26 protein-coding genes and 1 pseudogene are annotated in these 18,449 nt (G+C 62.7%); 13 read left to right on the plus strand and 14 right to left on the minus strand.

What is annotated here, in order from left to right; all coding sequences use genetic code 11:
• Positions 1-157, plus strand: a pseudogene (locus tag NF876_RS39650) (DDE-type integrase/transposase/recombinase); the annotation flags it as partial.
• 97 nt (positions 158-254) lie between these two features.
• Here NF876_RS39650 and NF876_RS39655 read toward each other — a convergent pair.
• Positions 255-635, minus strand: coding sequence for an MFS transporter (locus NF876_RS39655; protein WP_210807984.1), 381 nt, complete (start codon positions 633-635; stop codon positions 255-257).
• An 88-nt stretch (positions 636-723) separates the two neighbouring features.
• Positions 724-1,728 carry a DUF2332 domain-containing protein gene (locus NF876_RS39660; RefSeq protein ID WP_210807986.1) on the minus strand — a complete coding sequence of 335 codons (1,005 nt, stop codon included), beginning with the start codon at positions 1,726-1,728 and terminating at the stop codon, positions 724-726.
• Between the two features lie 328 nt (positions 1,729-2,056).
• Here NF876_RS39660 and NF876_RS39665 point away from each other — a divergent pair, with 328 nt between their 5' ends.
• Together NF876_RS39665 and NF876_RS39670 are read left to right on the plus strand one after the other, a co-directional pair.
• On the plus strand, positions 2,057-2,458 hold the full coding sequence (locus NF876_RS39665) for a hypothetical protein (protein WP_210807988.1): 402 nt from the start codon (positions 2,057-2,059) through the stop codon (positions 2,456-2,458).
• A 117-nt stretch (positions 2,459-2,575) separates the two neighbouring features.
• The gene (locus NF876_RS39670; RefSeq protein ID WP_210807990.1) at positions 2,576-2,830 is read left to right on the plus strand and encodes a hypothetical protein; all 255 of its coding nucleotides are present in this window, start codon (positions 2,576-2,578) and stop codon (positions 2,828-2,830) included.
• 163 nt (positions 2,831-2,993) lie between these two features.
• Here NF876_RS39670 and NF876_RS39675 read toward each other — a convergent pair whose 3' ends face one another.
• Entirely contained in the window at positions 2,994-3,233 is a 240-nt protein-coding gene (locus NF876_RS39675; RefSeq protein ID WP_210807992.1) for a DUF2171 domain-containing protein, read from the minus strand.
• A 142-nt stretch (positions 3,234-3,375) separates the two neighbouring features.
• Complete coding sequence (locus NF876_RS39680; protein ID WP_210807994.1) at positions 3,376-4,302, minus strand: manganese catalase family protein; 927 nt, start codon at positions 4,300-4,302, stop codon at positions 3,376-3,378.
• A gap of 264 nt (positions 4,303-4,566) precedes the next feature.
• Between NF876_RS39680 and NF876_RS39685 the strand changes: the two genes are divergently transcribed.
• Positions 4,567-4,890 carry a hypothetical protein gene (locus NF876_RS39685; RefSeq protein WP_210807996.1) on the plus strand — a complete coding sequence of 108 codons (324 nt, stop codon included), beginning with the start codon at positions 4,567-4,569 and terminating at the stop codon, positions 4,888-4,890.
• A 33-nt stretch (positions 4,891-4,923) separates the two neighbouring features.
• Positions 4,924-5,646 (plus strand): L,D-transpeptidase, encoded by a 723-nt coding sequence (locus NF876_RS39690; protein WP_210807998.1) that lies wholly within the window; start codon positions 4,924-4,926, stop codon positions 5,644-5,646.
• On the opposite strand, the gene NF876_RS39695 is transcribed toward NF876_RS39690, so the two are convergent.
• Positions 5,630-6,190, minus strand: coding sequence for a DUF72 domain-containing protein (locus tag NF876_RS39695; protein WP_262266079.1), 561 nt, complete (start codon positions 6,188-6,190; stop codon positions 5,630-5,632). The two genes, NF876_RS39690 and NF876_RS39695, sit on opposite strands and share 17 nt — an antisense overlap.
• Positions 6,191-6,811: 621 nt before the next feature.
• Between NF876_RS39695 and NF876_RS39705 the strand changes: the two genes are divergently transcribed.
• Complete coding sequence (locus NF876_RS39705; RefSeq protein WP_210808000.1) at positions 6,812-7,294, plus strand: RNA polymerase subunit sigma-70; 483 nt, start codon at positions 6,812-6,814, stop codon at positions 7,292-7,294.
• Between the two features lie 142 nt (positions 7,295-7,436).
• Here the strand turns inward: NF876_RS39705 and NF876_RS39710 are convergent, their stop codons facing one another.
• Positions 7,437-7,595, minus strand: coding sequence for a DUF1127 domain-containing protein (locus tag NF876_RS39710; RefSeq protein ID WP_114946324.1), 159 nt, complete (start codon positions 7,593-7,595; stop codon positions 7,437-7,439).
• Positions 7,596-8,165: 570 nt separating this feature from the next.
• Here NF876_RS39710 and NF876_RS39715 point away from each other — a divergent pair.
• Positions 8,166-8,456, plus strand: a complete 291-nt coding sequence (locus NF876_RS39715) for a hypothetical protein (RefSeq protein WP_210808001.1) — start codon at positions 8,166-8,168, stop codon at positions 8,454-8,456.
• 186 nt (positions 8,457-8,642) lie between these two features.
• Entirely contained in the window at positions 8,643-9,044 is a 402-nt protein-coding gene (locus NF876_RS39720; protein ID WP_210808002.1) for a response regulator, read from the plus strand.
• Positions 9,045-9,567: 523 nt separating this feature from the next.
• On the opposite strand, the gene NF876_RS39725 is transcribed toward NF876_RS39720, so the two are convergent.
• The 3 genes from NF876_RS39725 to NF876_RS39735 form a co-directional block, all read right to left on the minus strand.
• On the minus strand, positions 9,568-9,978 hold the full coding sequence (locus NF876_RS39725) for a hypothetical protein (protein ID WP_210808004.1): 411 nt from the start codon (positions 9,976-9,978) through the stop codon (positions 9,568-9,570).
• Between the two features lie 18 nt (positions 9,979-9,996).
• Positions 9,997-10,245, minus strand: coding sequence for a hypothetical protein (locus NF876_RS39730; RefSeq protein ID WP_210808006.1), 249 nt, complete (start codon positions 10,243-10,245; stop codon positions 9,997-9,999).
• A 154-nt stretch (positions 10,246-10,399) separates the two neighbouring features.
• Positions 10,400-11,107 (minus strand): sigma-70 family RNA polymerase sigma factor, encoded by a 708-nt coding sequence (locus tag NF876_RS39735; RefSeq protein ID WP_210808008.1) that lies wholly within the window; start codon positions 11,105-11,107, stop codon positions 10,400-10,402.
• A 194-nt stretch (positions 11,108-11,301) separates the two neighbouring features.
• Between NF876_RS39735 and NF876_RS39740 the strand changes: the two genes are divergently transcribed.
• The 5 genes from NF876_RS39740 (at position 11,302) to NF876_RS39760 (ending at position 15,429) form a co-directional block, all read left to right on the plus strand.
• Entirely contained in the window at positions 11,302-12,477 is a 1,176-nt protein-coding gene (locus NF876_RS39740; RefSeq protein ID WP_210808010.1) for a YihY/virulence factor BrkB family protein, read from the plus strand.
• A 120-nt stretch (positions 12,478-12,597) separates the two neighbouring features.
• Positions 12,598-12,795 carry a P-loop NTPase family protein gene (locus NF876_RS39745; RefSeq protein ID WP_210808012.1) on the plus strand — a complete coding sequence of 66 codons (198 nt, stop codon included), beginning with the start codon at positions 12,598-12,600 and terminating at the stop codon, positions 12,793-12,795.
• Between the two features lie 371 nt (positions 12,796-13,166).
• Positions 13,167-13,586: a ribbon-helix-helix domain-containing protein gene (locus tag NF876_RS39750; RefSeq protein WP_210808014.1), complete on the plus strand. Its 420-nt coding sequence runs from the start codon at positions 13,167-13,169 to the stop codon at positions 13,584-13,586.
• Between the two features lie 108 nt (positions 13,587-13,694).
• Complete coding sequence (locus tag NF876_RS39755; protein ID WP_210808015.1) at positions 13,695-14,963, plus strand: extracellular catalytic domain type 1 short-chain-length polyhydroxyalkanoate depolymerase; 1,269 nt, start codon at positions 13,695-13,697, stop codon at positions 14,961-14,963.
• A gap of 238 nt (positions 14,964-15,201) precedes the next feature.
• Positions 15,202-15,429, plus strand: a complete 228-nt coding sequence (locus tag NF876_RS39760) for a hypothetical protein (protein WP_210808017.1) — start codon at positions 15,202-15,204, stop codon at positions 15,427-15,429.
• Here NF876_RS39760 and NF876_RS39765 read toward each other — a convergent pair.
• The 5 genes from NF876_RS39765 to NF876_RS43280 form a co-directional block, all read right to left on the minus strand.
• On the minus strand, positions 15,400-15,735 hold the full coding sequence (locus tag NF876_RS39765) for a SemiSWEET family sugar transporter (RefSeq protein ID WP_210808019.1): 336 nt from the start codon (positions 15,733-15,735) through the stop codon (positions 15,400-15,402). The two genes, NF876_RS39760 and NF876_RS39765, sit on opposite strands and share 30 nt — an antisense overlap.
• 3 nt (positions 15,736-15,738) lie before the next feature.
• Positions 15,739-16,017 carry a SemiSWEET family sugar transporter gene (locus tag NF876_RS39770; protein ID WP_210808021.1) on the minus strand — a complete coding sequence of 93 codons (279 nt, stop codon included), beginning with the start codon at positions 16,015-16,017 and terminating at the stop codon, positions 15,739-15,741.
• Between the two features lie 465 nt (positions 16,018-16,482).
• Positions 16,483-16,767, minus strand: a complete 285-nt coding sequence (locus tag NF876_RS39775; protein ID WP_210808023.1) for a hypothetical protein — start codon at positions 16,765-16,767, stop codon at positions 16,483-16,485.
• A gap of 145 nt (positions 16,768-16,912) precedes the next feature.
• Positions 16,913-17,500, minus strand: a complete 588-nt coding sequence (locus tag NF876_RS39780; protein ID WP_210808025.1) for a YidB family protein — start codon at positions 17,498-17,500, stop codon at positions 16,913-16,915.
• Positions 17,501-17,605: 105 nt separating this feature from the next.
• Positions 17,606-18,449, minus strand: an 844-nt coding sequence (locus NF876_RS43280) for a YsnF/AvaK domain-containing protein (RefSeq protein ID WP_373696786.1), incomplete at its 5' end; no start/stop codon positions are given.

An 18,449-nucleotide genomic window follows, 5' to 3' on the forward strand; every position in this document is an offset into this window, starting at 1 on the left:
TGTCGAGCATCGGACCTCGAAATATTTGAACAACATTCTTGAGGCGGATCACGGCGCGCTCAAACGCGTCATTCGTCCGACACGCGGCTTCCGGACGATGAAAACCGCCGCCGCGACTTTGAAGGGTTTTGAAACCATGCGCATGATCCGCCGCGGTCATTGCATCCCGCGGAAACATCGAGCGACAGGCGAAGTCCGTCTCGTCAATCAACTCTTCGGCCTTGCGGCTTGAACGACCCGTTTGATGGAGTTCATTATGCCCTTTTCAAGTTGCTGCAACAGTGCCGCTTGGTGCGCCCTGCCGGCGTCTTGCTCTGAAGGATTGTCCGCAGGAGGTCGTAGGCTGCCTTCAAGGCTCCCGCGAGAACAAGCGGCCAGCCGAAAGGTGACACCGTCAGCAGCCATCCGGACAGGAGCGGCGCGACGGCGGAGGCCAGGCTGCGGGGCGCCGCCGTCACGCTCGCCGCGGCGGGCCGCTCCTCCGGCCGGACGACAGCCAGGACGTACGAGGAGCGGGTCGGAACATCCATCTGGGACAGCAGGCTCCGGAGGATCAGCAGCCCGAATGCGATCCAGATCGTCGGCGCGAAAGCAGTCAGGATCAGGAAGACGCTCGACGGCAGGTGCGTAAACACATCACGTGCATGGATCTCACACATACGTCCTGAGGCTGATACGAACGTCACACGTGAAGACTGCGCGCCGACTGGCGGGTGCTAGAGATCACATGGTGCTCTTCCTTCGATCGTTTGCCGGGGGCGGATCAGCAATCCAGTCGAGGGTCGCACCATGGGGATGGGCTGCAGCGACAGGTTGCCCATTCACAGCCAACATGAAGAGGGGCGGGCGCAACTCGCGATCGGTCTTCGCTGCGATGCCTGGGAAAACACTCGGCTCCTCGTTGCTGATCCAATAGTCGCACAACGAGAGCGCCTGCGCGGCGAACGCGTCACGTTGAGCTTGCTCAGGCACGTAAGCGAGCACGGCTGTGTGAAACACCACCAGAGTTGTGTCACGGGGAGCTTCCTTCACGAGCAGGGGGAGATCCCGGGTGAGGTCTCCTTGCATGATGGAAGGCGGGGCTGCGCGGGCGACCTGCACGGCAGCGCGTAGGCGCGCCAGCCGATCCGACTGCTCGGGCCAGACGAGCGTCTCAAGCCAGGCCATTTGATCGGCGTCCCTGACGTCAAGCGGGCGAATGTCCGAGCCGGCCCGCCAAACCACACGAGGCAAGATCTTGGGCACAGGCGTGGCCTCATCCGCGCGACACGGAAAAACCGGAGTGTCTGCCGTCATGTCAGCTGGCCTGAGCACTTGGACGCCGTAGTCGTAAGCATAGCGGTCAGGCAGCAGGCAGAGGCCAGCCGACGTGCCAACTTCGAGAAGGGCGAGGGGCTGCGGGAGCAATGCAAGGACCGGCAGGAGGGCTGCGCAACGTCCAGCCTCGTTGGTCTGCGTCGACCGTTCCATGATTACGGTGCGGATCTCACCCCAATGCGCGAGCGCATTGCGACGAAAGTCAGCCCAGCCCCCCGGCACGCCGGTGACGTGACGTACAGCGGCAAGAAGGAGGTTGGGCTGCTGCTTCGCCGGAGGCAGATCGGCGAGATGCGCGAGCATGTCCGGGTCGTCTGCGATACTCTCGGTGAGCGCCTCATACAGCGGTGAGCGACCCCGGGCCTCCTCCCGGGCGAAGCGGCGGTAAGTCTCTGCGATTGCGGTGGTCATGACGAAACGCTCCCTGTCGGGACAAAACCGCTTGTCGAAGCCACTCTATCACGCCCAGTTCATTTGTATGACACCCAAGTTGGGGAGCATGAGGAGGTGTGGGGCACCCGGTAATAAACCAGTTTCAGGAGCCTGCCATCAACCCGTTACTTGCCCGTCAGTAGAGCTGCCCTCAAGCGCTTCCGACCTGCCCCACAAAACCTTATGCTCTCCTATTGTGGAGACGCGGCACGCCTCGGCTGTTCTGTTGCTTGGAGCCGACCGGGTTGCAGAACTAAGCGTCTGTTAACCATAGAGTCTGATCCTGCTGTCTTCGGGAGCGTCAGAGATGGCCAGACAACCGCTCGTCCTTCTCATTCCCGCAGATCGCCGCACCGGGGCGCTCATAAGAGCTGGTCTCGAGGGGTACGGCTACGATGTGCTGATGGCGGGCAGCGTCGAGGAGGCGCTCGACCTCGTGCTCATGAATCAGAGGGTGAGCGTCCTGGTCGTCGACGTGGCGCCCGAGACGATCTCTAAGGGCATGGCACTGGCACAAGCTGCCCGCCGGTCCAACCCGAGCATTCGTGTGATCTACACCTGTGGTGCGCCGTCCAAGCTTCCCGAGCGGGAGAAGGTCAGCGACGCCCCTTGCTTGCAGATGCCGTACCATCCGCATCAGCTCGCCGGGGTCATCGGGCAGATCTCAAGCAGACTTTGTTTTAATGAGCATGAGATGCATGCAGCCTGAGAGGCTCGGTGCGAGCGATTACAGGTAATCAACATCAAAAGACAGTCGTCGCCTATGGATCTAATTGCCGAGCTTGGAGTTGGAGACCTGCTGCCTGACACCGCTCGGAGGATGATGATGTTTCTGTCTTGGATGAAGCTGGCGACCGACACGACCATGCTCACCATGGAGTCCCAGTCCGTGATCTGGGCACGTCTGTCGCAGATGGCCATGGGCCAGGGCTCGCCTGCTGAAAATATTCTGATGGTGACAGAAAAGGTCAACGCTTGCGCCGAGGCGGCCGCGACCATCGTGGCGGGCGGTACAGTTCATCACGTGGTCGAAGGTTACCGTAAGAAAGTTCGCGCCAATGTTCGGCGTCTGGGCTGCTAGACCACCGACATAGGCCTCGTGAGGGTGCTGTCGACGTCATCGCGGCTCTTGCTCCAAGCTAGAGGTATCCTCCAAATGCATGAAGGGCGCCGGCGACAGCGCCCTTCATTGGGTTCATTCTCGTCTTAGCGGCGCAGAATCTCAGGATCGCCTCGGAGTGAGGTCAGACTTCACGAACACCCCATTCGTCACGCGCCTGAGCGCCAGTGCGGTTGAGGACCACCTTGCCGCCTTCAAACGTCGCGACGGAATCAAGATGCAGGTAGTGGTGTTCACCGCCGGCCGTTGGATCTGACTTCGCCAGCTTAATGCGCTGTCCTTCAACGTGGTCGACCGTGCCGACGTGCTCTTGGTCGGAGCCGACCACCTCCATGTGTTCTTGGATCTCAGATGCGTCTGCCATTGATGTGTAACCTCCTGTGGGGAAGATCTGATGCGCTCGGTGGCTTCTAGCCTGCCTCGGGATTGATGCGAGCCTCAGCGGGACAGGTGAAAATCTCGTCCGTTTCCTGCCCCACTTGGAGAGTTGCGCCGAGCAGCGTCATCTATCGCGACGCCTTGTAGAGCTTGGTGGCGATCTCGAACATCTCCTCGGGCGCATAATCCGGGGTGAAGGCCGACGGGACGCCCGTGAGCTGATGGATCTTGCCACCGTCTGGCATGCCGTCGACCACCGTCAGTTCGCCAGGCGGATCGTCGGGCAGGGCCACCTCGCCGTTGCCCCAGATACCAGCCATTTCCTTGTAATCGTCAGGGCTGAAGGTGTAGAGGCGCCTGTGGGAGCCTTCGTCCAGGTACTTCTGGCATTCCGGGATGTTGCCGAGCGGGATATTGGGGGTCGGCAGCATCTTCTCGATCTCGACGCCTGTGATCTTCTTCAGGGCGAGCGCGTATGCGTGGGCATGCACGGAGCCACGGACGAGGAGATAGCCGCACACTTCGCGTCCGGTCGGATCGGTGAGCGTCTCGTAGACCCGCAGCTTGTGCAGCCGTGCGCCGCATTCGAGATGGAAGTTGTGCAGGAGATCGAGCACGACGTTGCCGGTCGTGGTGATGAAGTCGTTGTTCCACGATTGGCCGTTGCTGTTGACCGGCATCGCGCCGCCACCGCCTGACAAAAAGGCTGCCGCGAGGCGGATGTCCTTCATGTCCTCGAACGGCGCACCGGAGATGTCGCCACCGTCAGTCTCATCGTCGTTGGCGTCATCCGGCCCGTTGTTCAGCATGGCGACGCCGTTGCTGACCAGTTCCACATGGCCGAGCTCCTCGGCGGTGATCGCCGCGACCAGGCTGTAGAAGGGCCGCAGCTTGCTCTTGGAGCGGAAGTTGAAGCTCTGGAACATGTAGTTCCCGAGGGTGGACATCTCGCCGTACTTGCCACCCAGGAGTTCCTGGAGGGCTGCGGCAGCGTTCGGGTCCTGCCGCTTGGGCGCAGGCAGATCGACTTGCAGCTTATCGACGCGCAAGAACATTCGGGCTCTCCAGTATGACGGGGTTACCGGGGCCAACGGGGGAGCGGTGCGTAGGTTCCAGGATTAGGCCGCCAAGCGAGAACGGCTGAGGCTTGGGAATGCTGTCGCCTCTCTTGTTAACTATGCGCTAACCGTGTTGTGCGGAAGAGGCTCGACGGAGGCGCAAACCGTTGCTGCGTCAGGAACTGCCGGGCTCAGCCAGGGCTTTTCCTCACATGCCGGCTTCGACGATGACCGGCATCACTTCCCCACCGAGGTTGTCCCATGCGGCTTGCTTTCGCAGTTCTTGCGACGTCTCTCGTCGCGTCTTCATCCGCCCTCGCTCAGGTTCTGGCCGAGGTTGAGGCATGCCGGCTGTCAGGCTTGGCCGCGATCAAGGAGCGCTCGCCTTCGCTCGACCAGATCACGCTGGACATGGAATCGCTCGCCGTCTCCAAGGCCAACACCAAGGTCGGCGACACACCAATCAAGATGGTGGTCCTGGGCGACGCCTATCTCCAGCGTGACAAGACCGACAAGCCCAACCGCTTTGTCTGTCTCCTCAGCGACAAGGGCAAGGTTGTGCTGACCTTCTTCACCGAGCAGTAGCCCATCCGTTCTTGTATCGTCTGGAGTGAGCCCATGTCCACGATCTCGCGCCGCTCGTTGCTTTCGCTCGGCCTTGCGGCCGGCTCCGTTTCCCTTGCCGGTTGCTCTGGATTCTCCATGGGTGGACCGCTCTTCGGCGGATTGCTCGATGCTTCCGGCTCACGCCGAGGCCTCAGCGGCCTTACCATCAGCAAGCCCAACTATTCGGTCGTCTACGCAGGCTATCCCGGCGAGCCTGCTCCAGTGAACGAGTTCAACTATGCCCAGGTAAACCCGGCTTACTTGAGACAGCAGGTGGAATACCTCGGGACGGAGGAGCCCGGCACCGCGGTCGTCGATCCGGCCTCGCGTCACCTCTATTTTGTCGAGGCCCCAGGACAAGCGACCCGTTACGGCGTTGGCGTCGGCCGTGAGGGCTTCGGCTGGTCGGGGACCGCAAAAATCAATATGCGGCGCAGCTGGCCGGATTGGGTGCCCCCGAAGGAGATGGTCGCCCGTGATCCGGAGATCCGCTCGCAACTTGTGGCAACGTCACGCGGGCGGGGTGTTCCAGGAGGCCCGACAAGCCCGCTTGGGGCGAGGGCGGTGTATCTCTTTGCAGACGGCGGGGACACCGGCTATCGCATCCACGGTACGACCGAGCCTGAGACGATCGGCACCAACGTGTCGTCCGGCTGCATCCGCATGGTCAACCAGGATGTGATCCACCTCTATCAGCGCGCGCCCAAGGGAACCCAGGTCATCGTCTTGTCGTGACGGTGCCGATCGCTGTGACGCATGGCAGAGGAGTGAAAGCCGTTGAGCGAAAAGACAGAACATTGGCGATACCCTCGTCTCTCAGACCGCAATCTCCTGCTCTGCATAGGTCGGGACCTAAAGCAAATCTATGAGGATACCATGCGGCAGTCCCTGCCACGTGACATCGAGGCCCTGCTGCAGAAGATTGAGCAGGCGGAACTTGAGCGAACAGTGCGGGAGCAGTGAACGGCTTGGCCCGCGGTAGAAAGAGCCTGCCCGTCACACCTGCTTCATCATTGGGCGAGGGCTGCGGCGCGAGGACGTTTGCCGTCGCGGCAAATTCCGCCGTGTTATCGAAGATGCACCAAGTCCGCGTACCCTCCGCCTCACGCTTTCTGAGTTCCCGAGCGATCCGGGTGAAGTCCTCGTCGCAGTGGGATGAATAGTACATCTGCGGCGAGCCATGCAGGCGATAGTACGCAAGTCCGTGCCATCCGCCCGGCCGCTTCGCATCCGGGTGCGGCTGAGGGTCGGCTGCGACCCGCGCGACCTGCCGCTCTATGAGGAATTCGTCGACGTCGGCCGTAAACTACGTTGCGTGCCGGGGCTCGCAGACGATATCGCCGCCAAAGGAATCGAGGAGAGTCCGGAAGAACGCTTCGGCTGCATCAGGGTCGAATTTAGACTTGGGGGAAGCTGGATGAGGACTGGTCTGAGCTTGTCACCCAGTCCGGTGATTTCGCCCAGGAACCGCTGCAAGGGTTCCGGGACATCGCCGGCCCAGCGCTGGTAGGTCGATGAGCGATGAGGCCGATTGAAGGACGAGTTGATTTCGACGCCGTCAAACCGGTTCGCCTATCGCACCAGATGGCTGCCTTCATTTGGGAAGGCATCTTGGTGTGCCTTTGGGATCGCCCAGGCGGCGGCCCCAACAAAGATGCGGCGCTCACTCATACTCAGGTTCTGGGCACCGGGCTGCCAGGGGTTAGCCTCGCTTGAGCTTCCCAGCGGCCGCATCCAGCTTCTCGCGGTTGTTCCCGTGCTCTTTGATCAACTCCTCAGCCTGCACAACACTGATGCCGTGTTTCCTGGCGAAGTACTCGACCTCGTACCCTTCTCCGCCGGCGCCCCAGCCACGATCGGCACCTCCGCGATTGGATCCGGCTTTCGAGGAGTATGCCGTTTGACCACTCTCAAGGAGTTCGAGACCGCATTGCGGGAGCAGGGCATGAACATGGCCCTCGCTGTCCTGGAGAAGCTCAAGGAGCGTGATCGGACCAATCGGACGGTCAGAGTCGGGCGGCGGATTGCCGGCAAGAAGATGACGCCTGAGTTGGCGAGGCGGATCATCGAGCTCAACCAGACCACTGAGATGACCCAGCAGGAAATTGCGTTTCAGCTGGGCGTCAACCAGGGCCGCGTGAACGAAGTTCTCAAGCACGGGAAATGGCTGCAGGACGATCCGAAGTCCGAGGAAGCGGTGTCGCGCGACCAGGCCAAGGCACGCATGGAAAAGGCACGGGCCGAGAGCGTTCCTGTGAGCATGCGTAAGAGTATGGCTCCACCAGAGGAGGCCGCACGTCGCCCAAAGCCAAGACCACGAAATGCGGCGCAGCTCTCCATTGAGGACTTCCTGAGTTCGCCGCCCAGGTCCGAACAGCGATAGGCACAGCGGCGCCGGGATTGCCGGTGGCGTGATTTCAAAGGGGCAGGATCTTTGGGTCCTGCTCCTATTGTTTCTGTGGGGCCCAGAAACGCAGAAGCCCGCCAGAGGGCGGGCTCGACATCTCTGACGAAGCTGAAGCGGGTCAGGCAGCAGCGGCAGAATTGCGTGCGATGGAGTCAATGTCGTACCGCACGATGCCAAGGTCGTTGAGCTCACGGTCGCTGAGATGCGACAGCTCACGAACCGTCTTGCGGTAACGCAGATACGCGCGGATTTGGGAGAGAATGTAGGTTACGAACATACTATGCCTTTAGGTACTAACTGCCTCGACCACCGAGGTTTTTTCCATTGTCTGTGATGAGGATGATATGGGGTTGCGACGCTCAAATGAGCAGTCGCCACTATGGAGGGGAGTTATGCTCTAAGTGCATATCGAGCCTAGCCGTATGAGGACGTAACTGGATCCTAAGCTGCCGAATTCGTCAGGCCCGAATGCTTGTTGGAGCTGGAACAAGATCTGCTGGTCTTGCGCTGAGCCTATCCACGCGTATCGCCGTCTCCAAGAGGTTTGACGGTCGTGGCAGGGTCCGAGATGATGAAGAAAGGGCCTCCCCACCCGCCATTGCCAGTAGGTGAGGAGGCCTCCTAGTCCTGAAGGCCGGAGATGTGAACGGCCCTCAACGGGCTAATGTTCTGCCTCGCGCAGGGTTTCAGCTTGAGCTTATGAATGCGGCGCCTTGATGAAGCGACCCCGCGGGGCCAGCAGCTGCGGGCGCCGCGGAGACGCTTCTGAGCGACCGCAGCGGAGCGCTTTCTCCTTTCGCGGATTATCTTCAACGCGGAGTTTGTGCGCACGGGGTAGGTGACCGCCATGGAAACAGACGCCGACAGGCGTGAGGCAGCGCGAAAGGCAGGTGAGACGTACGGCACGATGGCCGCGGACCTGAGCCTGATGCATGTCGGCTCGGCTTCCGGCGAGGAGGCCATGGAGCAGCACATCCTCGACCTAGCCCGTAACATCCGAGAGCAGGCGCTGCAGCGGGCCAACGACGACCTTGGCGAGGCTCTTGCGCTCGTCTGGAAGGAGGCCGCCCTCAAAGCCGCTCAGGAACGGCTTGAGGCGTCCGGTGCCCCTGGAGAGAGCACGCAGCCGGAGGGCTGACGGACACGGCCACAGCGTTTTCCCGGCTATCCAGCTCCTGCAGGGCAGGGGTGGTTAACCTCTAGTGAACCCTGTTGGCCACCATGATCCCAGCAGGCCGATCACAGCACACCCGCGGGTCTGATTTCCGAACAACCTTTCCGTTCCCGAGGGCGTCTTCGCGCGCTCCGTCCAGGGTATTTCCTCATGAGCCGACAGCCTCTCGGTCTGCTTGTTTCCGGTGATCGGCTGGCCGGAATGACAACCGCCAGCAGCCTAGTCGGCTACGGGTATGAAGTGCTCCTGACCGGCTCTGTGGGGGAGGCCGGGCATCTGCTTCGCACGAACCGGCGCATCAGTGTTCTGGTCATCGACACCGATCTCGGGCAGGCAGGTGCCCGCCTCTGCCTGGCTAAGGACGCCCGTGTGTCCGATCCCGACCTTAAGGTGATCTACACCTCACGCGTGCCATTCAGGCTGCGGGACGCCGAGAAGGTCAGCGGGGCTCCGTGCCTGCGCACGCCTTACTGTCCGCATCAACTTGCCGGTGTGATCAGCCAACTGGTTCGACGGATTGCGCCTGAGGAGGCGGCAGCGTACGCAGCATGAGCATACGAAGGCAAGGACGGATCAGCAGCGCCCCCGAAGGATGGAAGGTTGGGGAACTGGGTGTCTTTCGGCGTTGAACTCAGACCTCTTCATGGACTGAGCGTAAGTCGCTTATTGGCTTGGAACCTTCTGCGGATCGAGAGGGTCACGACCGGCGCCGATTGTAGCCTCTTTGTTAGAGGTGACCCTGGCGTAGAACCCGATGCCCTGCCGCGCTGTGTCACCTTCATGCCGAAGACTTGGTGCGGCCTTGAAGTTCTCGTGCCGGCTGAGAAGGCCACCCGTCAGCCACAGCCGGCAGTGACGTGAATGAGACCTCCTGAATTTAGCGTCCCGCCTGTGGTCTTAGTGGTGGAGGACGAGCCGCTGGTGCGCATGACAGCCGACGACGAGTTGGAGCAGGCCGAAGCAGCCACGAACGACTTGTCTGGATAGTAGGTTCCCAAGCTTAGCCACGACCAAAAGCAGTGGCTCTTGAGGCGATGCACGAAACGGCTCTCGAAAGGGCGTGCCCTTCTGGCAATCAGCGTTGATAAGTTTTCATGAATTCTGCCGTGAGCGTTCGCTCCAGCTCCCATGTCAGAGGTGTCGGGTTGGCTCTGTTCCAGGCCCGCTGACCCTGCTGGACGAAGCGTTTCCGTTTGCGCTTGATCTCCGTTGGAATGTGAGAGGCCAAAGGAGCAAAGCTTCTGCGCAATTGAACCTCTGTCCTCTTCCTGGACGGGAGGGCGGCCTCCGCCGCTTCAGCCGCGGCGATATCGTCTGGCGTGGGATCGGGATGGCGTGCGTACGCATCCTCTTGCAACTGGCCGAAAGCTCTATGCTGGGCCGCATCGTACTCCCGTAAGCCGGCAATGTGCTCGAGGAGGTAGGCCTCAAGAGCTTCATCCCGATCCACCTGCTCATCTCGAAGCAAATGAATCTGTTTTGGCATTGCCGAGGCTCCCTGGTCCTAACCTTGAATCTTCGTGTCCTGGAGCTCCGCTCCTCCAAGCCACTGCCGGGCCTCTTCCAGGCTGCCGAACGTGTGTTCTGCCTCTGTGAAGGGAGCCGGCATTTCCTCTGGGGGCAGATCCACCAGAAGCTCCACTGTCCATGTGGCGCCATTGGTTGGGCCACTTTGGACCAGGCTGGCGATGATCACCCCATTGAGCAGCACGTCATAGCTGCCGGGAGCGAGCCGGAAGAGCCTGTAGGTCATCTCGATATCTGCCTTTCCGTCGCATTGAGACGAACACCAGGCCTTCCATCATTCAGGAACCGGATCCCGGCTTATTCGAGAACTGACCTGAGAGCCGCGATGGATGAACCATGGGCAGAGAGCACTCAAGGCGTGGTTTTGAGCCGACCCCTGATCAGGAGCCGGCATGGCGTCCGGCGGCAATGCCGTCGGCCCCCAAGAGCCCCATGAGTTCGGCCAGCCGGTTCCGGGCCCGGTTCACCCGGCTCTTGAGTGTCCCGACCTTCACGCCGAGCGCCTCGGCCGCCTCCTCGTAGGCCATGCCCTCGGCGGTGACGAGCAGGATGGCCTCGCGCTGCTCCCGCGGCAGCTTGGCGAGCGCGGCTTCAAGATCCTGGACGACGATACGGTCCTCCTGGTCCGGGATCGTGACGAGTGTCGCCGCATGGGCACCGTCCGCATCCTCCACCTCGCGCTGGATCTTGCGGTGGCTGGAGAAGAACAGGTTGCGCAGGATGGTGAAGAGCCAGGCCTGCAGGTTCGTGCCGGCTTCGAACTTCTCCTGCTTGCTGATGGCCTTCAGAACCGTCTCCTGCACGAGGTCCTCGGCCTGGTGGACGTCACGGGTGAGGGAGATCGCGAAGGCCTGCAGCGGCTTCAGGCTGGCCATGATGCCGTCGACGAAGGCCTGGTCCACGGGCTCTGTATGGGCACGGATGACTTGGGCGACGCGGTCGGCGAGCTGGGCGAGGCGCCGCGGCATTTTGATCTCCACGGGATCGCCGTAGAGAACCCGCAGCTGGGTGCCGAGATGGGCTTGGACGGCGGCATCGAGCATGGGATTGGTGTATGGGGGCGAGGTAGCGGAAACGGTGCTTGTCATGCCCCGACAGATGTCGCGGGCGGGATCGTTTTCAACCGCCCGTACCGACAGGCTGCGGGAGTGCATCCGCCGTGGCGCAGGAGCGCCGAGCTGCCAGAGCTGGAGCCAGCCACAGTGGAACATACCTCGCGAGGTTGCGGTTACCTAACGGCCAAGCCTGCTCCGTCAGTACGCCTCAGAGTTCGACATCCATCATGCCCGCCGCACTCCCTCCGTCCCAGGATCCCCAGAAGCGTCCCGCTCCGTCCATGACATCCACCCTGGTGGCTGCCGCGGCCGGCATGGTCCTGGTCCGGCTTGTGGCTGGGGGCAGCAGGGCGACCACGAGGATCCCAGCCCAGGATCCAGGTCGTACCGAGCACACTGGCCGAGAGGCCGGAGCGCAGGACGCCAGCCAGCATGCCCCAGCAGCCGCAGCCTCGGAGCCGGGCAGGGGAAGAGAGGCCGCCACCCCTACCCAGATCCCAGCCAAGGGGTGGAAGGACATCCTGTGGCGCACCTACGAGGAGTTCGGCCAGGATCGTCTGATGTCGGTTGCCGCCGGCGTGACCTACTACGCCCTGCTGGCCTTGTTCCCGGCCTTGGCGGCCCTGGTCTCCGTCTACGGCCTGTTTGCCGACCCGGCCACGATCCAGGACCACCTCGGAGCCCTCTCCGGCGTCCTGCCAAGCGGTGCCCTCGACATCATCCGGGAGCAGGTGGTTCGCATCGCGTCGGCAGGCGAGGGCACCCTCGGCCTCAGCTTCATCATCGGCCTCGGGGTGTCGCTGTGGAGTGCCAACGCCGGCATGAAGGCGATCTTCGACGCGCTCAACATCGTCTACGACGAGGAGGAGAAGCGAAGCTTCGTGAAGCTGAACCTCGAGTCGCTCACCTTCACGCTGGCGGCTGTCGGGTTCATTCTCCTCGCCCTGGCCGGTATCGTGGTCCTGCCGATTGTCCTCGACTTCGTTGGTCTCGGCAGCGGGCTCGAACGGCTGCTCGCCCTGGCGCGCTGGCCGGTCCTCCTCGCTGTGGTGATCCTCGGGCTGGCGGTGCTGTACCGCTATGGCCCAAGCCGCGACAAGGCCGAATGGAAGTGGGTCACGCCTGGCGGCATCGTGGCGGCGGTGCTTTGGCTCGTGGTGTCGATGCTGTTCTCCTGGTACGTGGCGAACTTCGGCAGCTACAACGAGACCTATGGCTCGCTCGGGGCCGTGATCGGCTTCATGACCTGGATCTGGATCTCGAGCGTGGTCGTGCTGCTCGGGGCTGAGCTCAACGCCGAGATGGAGCACCAGACGGCGAAGGACACCACCCGAGGGCCCGAGAAGCCCATGGGCGCCCGCGGCGCCACCATGGCCGATACGTTGGGGCCGGCGAAGGCCTAGAACCTGGGCCAGTTCCTCAACCGCATTCCAGGCCACGAGTGCAGGACGCTGTGGTTCGCGCACCTTTCCTTGCGGAGGATTCCGGCTGCAGTACCATCACACGATCAGCCGGAGATGCTCATGCCTGAGCTGCTGTTTGATCTGTCCAATCCAGAGTCCTGGCGCCTGCTGAAGCAGGCGAGAAAACGCGGCTATCTCACCAGGGACGAGTTTGACCAGATGTTTGGGTCAGAGCTGCCGCCTGATCGCCTAGCGGTGCTCAAGCGCGAGCTCTGGAAGCTGCACATCAGCATCCTCGTGGTGGGAGATAAGCGCTGAAATCAAATGGGAGGAGGTGAGGGGAGGGGCTTCGTGCCCTCCAACCAAGCATGGGTTGCGGCCTCGCGGGCGGTCTGCTCGTCCTCGAAGTCACCATCAGTGGGCTTTTCGAAGCCGCAGACGTGGCACTGAACAGCGGCGGCGAAGCACCCGTCATTCGTGGCGAAGCTCAGGACAGAGGCTGCATCGCAGGAACACTGTGGACAGAACCTCTGGCCCATGTGGCTCTTCCTCTCCTGAGCGAGTGCGGCTGCTTCATGAGAGGCTGACGCATATGATGCCGCGTTGAGGGAATGATCAGGGCTGGGGCTTGAACTCGCCACATTAGGCCTCCACTTACCATCTACGTGGATGGCAACAGGATGGTAGAGATGGTTAATAACGTGCATGAACTTCGGCCCAAGGCCAGTGATAGTGAGAAGATCACGATCAACCTGGGCTATGTCGACCTTGGCCATATCGATCTCCTCGTCCAGGAGGGTTTCTACTCCAACCGGACCGACTTCATTCGGACCGCCATTCGCAACCAGCTCGATCGGCACAACGACGCCGTCAAGAAGTCGGTCGACCGCCACCAACTCGACCTGGGCCTGCGCCACTACAGCCGCCAGGACCTGGAGGCTGTGCAAGCGGCTGGCGGAGTGCTGCACATCCAGGTTCTGGGTCTTGCCAGTATCGCTGGTGATGTCACGCCCGAACTTGCCCAGCAGACGATCGCCTCCCTTCACGTCCTCGGCGCCTTGCATGCCAGTCCGGCCGTGAAAGAGGCACTCAAGGACCGCATGCGCTGACTACCGGGTAGCACCCGTCCCACCGTCTCTCGAGCCTGCCCAACCCTTCCCGACCGGAAGGGGCAGGTCCCGCTTTGCCCCGCTTCACCTCACAACAGGACCGAACCCATGAACGCACAACCGAACATCGACATGCTCGAGGCCACCCGCCTGACCCGCGAAGGCCGGCTCGCAGAAGCCATGGCACTTCTTCAGGGAAGGCTTGCAGGTGCCCATCCCGCAACGACGTCAAGCAGCGCCAGGGGAGATGAAGACAAACCCGCAGCAGCGCATTTCTCTCGCGTCATCGATATGGTGCCGCCATCTTCCGCAGAAGGGGCGTGGACCCCGCCAAAGTTCGACTTCCCACACCGTGCCTCTCATCCTCTTGGTGGTCTCGCCGGAGCGTCGGGTCAGCCTCAGGTGCCGGAAGCGCTCCGAGGCTTCCTCGACCGCATGGGCCAACCCGGCTCCGCGCTTGGGTTAGATGGATTTGTTGGACCTGGTTCAGCCCGTGCTCTGGCCCCGCTGCCGGAGGGCGCCCGCTTCGAAGAGCGGATGTTCGCTAATGAAGCGGGAAGCAGGACGTACAAGCTTTACATCCCGAGCGGCTACACGGGTCAGCCTGTGCCGCTCGTGGTGATGCTGCACGGCTGCACCCAATCGCCGGATGATTTTGCCGCCGGCACGCAGATGAACGAGTTGGCTGAGGAGCAGACGTTTCTGGTGGCCTACCCGGCACAGGCCCAGTCCGCCAACGTGTCCAAGTGCTGGAACTGGTTCAACGCGGCCGATCAGCAGCGGGATCGCGGTGAGCCGTCGCTGATCGCCGGTATCACGCGTCAGATTATGCGTGACTATTCTGTTGAACCCGGACGCGTCTATGTCGCCGGGCTCTCCGCCGGCGGGGCAGCAGCCGCAATCATGGGCTCGGCTTATCCAGATCTCTATGCGGCCGTGGGCGTCCACTCCGGGCTGGCGTGTGGGGCCGCGCGTGACATGCCGTCGGCGTTTGCTGCCATGCGGCAGGGCGGGGCACCTCATCACATTGGGGCCAAGCAGCCCGTGCCGACCATCGTGTTCCATGGCGATCGCGACACGACCGTGAACCCCGTGAACGGGGAGCAAGTCATTGCTCAGTCGCGGGCGGGTTCGGATCTCCAGACAACGGTCAGCCGCGGGCAGGCTCCCAGCGGGATCCGCTATACCCGCACGGTTGCGTGTGATGACAGCGGCCATCCGATGCTCGAGCATTGGGTTCTGCACGGCGCAGGGCATGCCTGGTCCGGCGGAAGTTCGAGTGGGTCCTACACCGAACCCAAGGGACCGGATGCCAGCCGCGAGATGATGCGCTTCTTCCTGGAGCACCCGAAACCGTCCGCGGCATCTCCCGTGTAAGCACAAAGAGCCCGCCAGACCACGACGAGGACTGGCGGGCTCCGAATCCAGATCTCCCATACAGGGAGGTCTGGACTGCGCCCGGCGAGGCTAGTTCTCGTCTCACAGGCACGGCGTTCCAGAGTTTACTACGGCGGAACGTCAACTTCTGGCAGGGGCTGGCCCAAGCCGGATATCGAAGGGGCCTTGACCCAATGTCCCGCTGCGACATCTCAGCCGGTCTTGTCGGGGCGGGGCGTTGGACGACTACTTCGTGATACAGCCGATCAGCGGCCTCTGGGTCGTGGTCAGCAGCGAGATCATTCTCGCCCGCTGCCCCGCCTTGCCCGAAGCCATCCGGGCGGGCGTCAAACTCGCTTCCCGAACCGCCAGTCACGGCAGGAGAGTTCAGGTGCTGGTGGATGAACCTGTGAGGGGCCGCACCGTCATCTGGGACTCAACGCGCGATGGCTTCAGCAGTATCTGAAGCCCCTTGCTGCCGCTCTGGCGGCAGCTCTCCGGCTGATTGCGTGCGGGAGCCGCGGACTTTAAGGACCAGGATGACCATACTCAGCACCAAGCCAAGGGCGCTGAAGACCAGCACGGGTAGGCTACCGAGGGCGAATCCGTAAACCGTCCAGAGCAGCAGCCCGAAGGTGCGCACCGCGAACATGCGCAGGGAAATGGCCGCGACGTCGCCGGTCCGGCAGCATTTCACGACCTGCGGGATGAGGCTGTAGAGGCCGATGCAGCCGGCGGCAGATCCAATCAGGGTGGCGAGGGATACCTCCATGGCTCAGCGTGCTCCCGCTCCCCTGAGGCTCCGCAGCTTCAGCACCAGGATGAGGCCTGCGAAGACGACATTGACGGCATTGAACAGGATGACAGGCGTGCTTTCGATCATCAGCCCGTGCACGATCCAGAGGCCGTAAGCGATCAGCGATGCCACGTACATGCGCTTGGAGATTGCCTCGGTGTCGCCCTCGCGCCAAGCCTTGAGCACCTGCGGCACGAAGCTGAGGCTGGTGCATAGCCCCGCCGCCAAGCCTAGCGCCGTCAGCCACCATGTCTGCATGTTCCGCTCCCCGTCCGGTGAACGTCATCAACCGATCCGAGGGGCACGGGTTCCAGGAAAGGCGGCCTTACAGACAAGGAGCCCGTTCCAACCGCTGAACAGGGCCCAGGCCGCGGAAGCCCGTCAAGGAGACCTGCCCGAACGCAGGTTGCCTCCGCAGTGACTCAATCGCACATCCTCATCAATGTTCCTCCGCAGATCATCAGGTGGTCGGTACGGAGCTTCGAGTGAGATCGATGAGAGCTTCTTACGGGTGATCTTCATCTACGGCGTGGCCCTCGTCCTTGGTGTGGGCGAGGCCTGCATGCTGCCGATTTGGCGCACGTTCCCTAAGGCGGCGGCAGAGTACCCGCCCGGCAACCCCGCCTCTCAGGCAGCGACGCTCGCACCGACAGTCCGGGCAGGACCGCATCAGCCATCACCCGTGCGGTTCGGCTTCAGGGCGTTTCCGCTTTGAAACGCGACCTACTTGGGCCTGTCGTTGTCGTACACGTTGGTGCGGCCCGTGGTCGTCCCGGAGGTGGGTGAGCTGCCGGTCGTGCCGACAGGTGTCGTCCGTGACCGCCCGCGCATGAAGTACCAAACGAGGCCGGCAATGATCGCCAAGCCGATGATGATCCAGAGCCAGGAGGCACCGCCGTCGTCCGTCGCTGCCGGAGCGGCGGGCGAGCCGGGCGGCGTAGCCTGAGCGAGAGCCGCGTTCACCGCAGCGAGACTGGTGATCGTGAAGACCTGGAGCATATTGAGCATCATGTTCCTCTTTCGGCCAAAAGGGCTCTGGATCAACGTTGACCGGACGCCCACGTTCCTCTCACGGCCAAGGCTGGAGCAGCCCAGCCTTTGGACTTCTCGTCCCCTCTGCCACGCTCCTGCGGCCGTGGGGTGATCCCAACATTCAAGACCAGCGGGAGGAGACTTCCTGTTCCGTCGGCAGGCGACCGCCCGGTGTGAACTGATCGACCGCATCGGGCAGTTCTTCGGAGAGTTCGGACAGAAGCTGCTGGCGCGGCAGCCCAGTCTGTTGCTCCAGCTCGTCGAGCGTGTCCGGCCCGAGCGCCTGCGAGAGCTCGTCCGGTGCGAGCCGTCGGTTCTGGCCCGTGCCGACCCAGGAGTCGACATGGTCGCCATAGCCGTTCTGGCGGAACTGATCGAGCAGACCACCCAGACCACCCCCGCCGAGACCACCGCCTCCACCGAGCAATCCACCCAGCAAGCCGCCTAGTCCGCCCGGGAGGGCACCGCCCAAACCACCAGGCATTCCTCCGCCCTGTCCGCCGAGCATCCCGCCAAGGCCACCCTGGCCACCCAAGATGTCCCCGAGCCCACCACCACCTTGTGAGCCGGAACGGTAGTGCTGGAAGGCCTTGGCTGCCAGCAGCATCATCAATGCCTTGACGATCGGCGAGGTTGCTCCGCCGCGCCCCTGCATCGAGGCACCTCCGGCTCCCATCATGTTGCCCAGGATTGAATCCAGCAGTCCCATCGCAATCTCCTGTTTCGTAGCGTCTCACGGCATAACGTGATGCTCCGGGCCAACAGCCTGGAGCGAGGGAAGAAGCCCGGCCAGGACCGGGCTTCCTCAGGATCGTTAGCGATTTCGATCAATCGGATTACCCGTGGTGCCCGTGCGGGAAACAGTGGTGCCGCGTTCATCCTCCACATCGACTTCGGTCTTGCGGACAGTGTCGGAGATCGTCTCGGTGCGCTGCTCGGCTTCCTTGCGGACCACCACTTCCTCGACGACGCGGGCTTCCTTCGAAACCACCGCCTCCTCGGCCCGTTCCTCGACCTCGATGGTGCGCTCCTGGAAGGGATCGCCAGCGATGGCGCCAGCCTGCGTTGCCCCCGAGGCTGGGCGGCGCTCCACGTTGACGCGCTCTTCGCGCAGAGTGACCTGCTCCTGCACGGGCCGTTCAATCACCCGCGAGTGCAGACGCACGCGCCCGCGGTTCACCTCGCGCTTGCCGACGTGCAACTCTTCCTCGGCGACTGGGATCACCTCATCGGTGTCGCGCCAGGTGTTCTCGCGCTCGTCGAAGTCCACCGTGCCCTCGTCATCGAGGATATCGACAATCCGGTCCACCTCCGTGTCGGAGGCACGCACCGTCACCAGGGCGCCGCCGCGGCGGACGCCCTCGGCATAGGCATGGGCGTCATTCTCGTCCACGCCGGCGTCAACAAGCGCACCTGTCAGTCCGCCAATGGCCGCGCCGGCCCCGGCACCAACGAGAGTGGACACCAACCATCCCGCCGCCACCACGGGGCCGAGCACCGGAATGGCCAGCATGCCGAGACCGGCAAGCAGGCCGGCGCCGCCGCCGGCGAGCGTGCCCACGGTAGCACCCGTGCCGGCGCCGTCGCTGACATCGTCATCATGATGGTTCGTACCATCGAAGGTGCGGCTGGCATGCGACGAGTAGCGGTCAACCTCG

Source organism: Microvirga yunnanensis (assembly GCF_025460875.1).

Excerpts from the sequence above, each read along its gene's own strand:
- NF876_RS39670 (WP_210807990.1), top strand. The coding sequence starts at position 2,576 with ATGTTTCTGTCTTGGATGAAGCTGGCGACCGACACGACCATGCTCACC.
- NF876_RS39755 (WP_210808015.1), top strand. The coding sequence starts at position 13,695 with ATGAACGCACAACCGAACATCGACATGCTCGAGGCCACCCGCCTGACC.
- NF876_RS39780 (WP_210808025.1), bottom strand. The coding sequence starts at position 17,500 with ATGGGACTGCTGGATTCAATCCTGGGCAACATGATGGGAGCCGGAGGT.
- NF876_RS39690 (WP_210807998.1), top strand. The coding sequence starts at position 4,924 with ATGTCCACGATCTCGCGCCGCTCGTTGCTTTCGCTCGGCCTTGCGGCC.
- NF876_RS39710 (WP_114946324.1), bottom strand. The coding sequence starts at position 7,595 with ATGTTCGTAACCTACATTCTCTCCCAAATCCGCGCGTATCTGCGTTAC.
- NF876_RS39770 (WP_210808021.1), bottom strand. The coding sequence starts at position 16,017 with ATGCAGACATGGTGGCTGACGGCGCTAGGCTTGGCGGCGGGGCTATGC.
- NF876_RS39685 (WP_210807996.1), top strand. The coding sequence starts at position 4,567 with ATGCGGCTTGCTTTCGCAGTTCTTGCGACGTCTCTCGTCGCGTCTTCA.
- NF876_RS39725 (WP_210808004.1), bottom strand. The coding sequence starts at position 9,978 with ATGCCAAAACAGATTCATTTGCTTCGAGATGAGCAGGTGGATCGGGAT.
- NF876_RS39715 (WP_210808001.1), top strand. The coding sequence starts at position 8,166 with ATGGAAACAGACGCCGACAGGCGTGAGGCAGCGCGAAAGGCAGGTGAG.
- NF876_RS39680 (WP_210807994.1), bottom strand. The coding sequence starts at position 4,302 with ATGTTCTTGCGCGTCGATAAGCTGCAAGTCGATCTGCCTGCGCCCAAG.
- NF876_RS39775 (WP_210808023.1), bottom strand. The coding sequence starts at position 16,767 with ATGCTCAATATGCTCCAGGTCTTCACGATCACCAGTCTCGCTGCGGTG.
- NF876_RS39730 (WP_210808006.1), bottom strand. The coding sequence starts at position 10,245 with ATGACCTACAGGCTCTTCCGGCTCGCTCCCGGCAGCTATGACGTGCTG.
- NF876_RS39765 (WP_210808019.1), bottom strand. The coding sequence starts at position 15,735 with ATGGAGGTATCCCTCGCCACCCTGATTGGATCTGCCGCCGGCTGCATC.
- NF876_RS39745 (WP_210808012.1), top strand. The coding sequence starts at position 12,598 with ATGCCTGAGCTGCTGTTTGATCTGTCCAATCCAGAGTCCTGGCGCCTG.
- NF876_RS39720 (WP_210808002.1), top strand. The coding sequence starts at position 8,643 with ATGAGCCGACAGCCTCTCGGTCTGCTTGTTTCCGGTGATCGGCTGGCC.
- NF876_RS39660 (WP_210807986.1), bottom strand. The coding sequence starts at position 1,728 with ATGACCACCGCAATCGCAGAGACTTACCGCCGCTTCGCCCGGGAGGAG.
- NF876_RS39675 (WP_210807992.1), bottom strand. The coding sequence starts at position 3,233 with ATGGCAGACGCATCTGAGATCCAAGAACACATGGAGGTGGTCGGCTCC.
- NF876_RS39665 (WP_210807988.1), top strand. The coding sequence starts at position 2,057 with ATGGCCAGACAACCGCTCGTCCTTCTCATTCCCGCAGATCGCCGCACC.
- NF876_RS39740 (WP_210808010.1), top strand. The coding sequence starts at position 11,302 with ATGCCCGCCGCACTCCCTCCGTCCCAGGATCCCCAGAAGCGTCCCGCT.
- NF876_RS39735 (WP_210808008.1), bottom strand. The coding sequence starts at position 11,107 with ATGACAAGCACCGTTTCCGCTACCTCGCCCCCATACACCAATCCCATG.
- NF876_RS39750 (WP_210808014.1), top strand. The coding sequence starts at position 13,167 with ATGGTTAATAACGTGCATGAACTTCGGCCCAAGGCCAGTGATAGTGAG.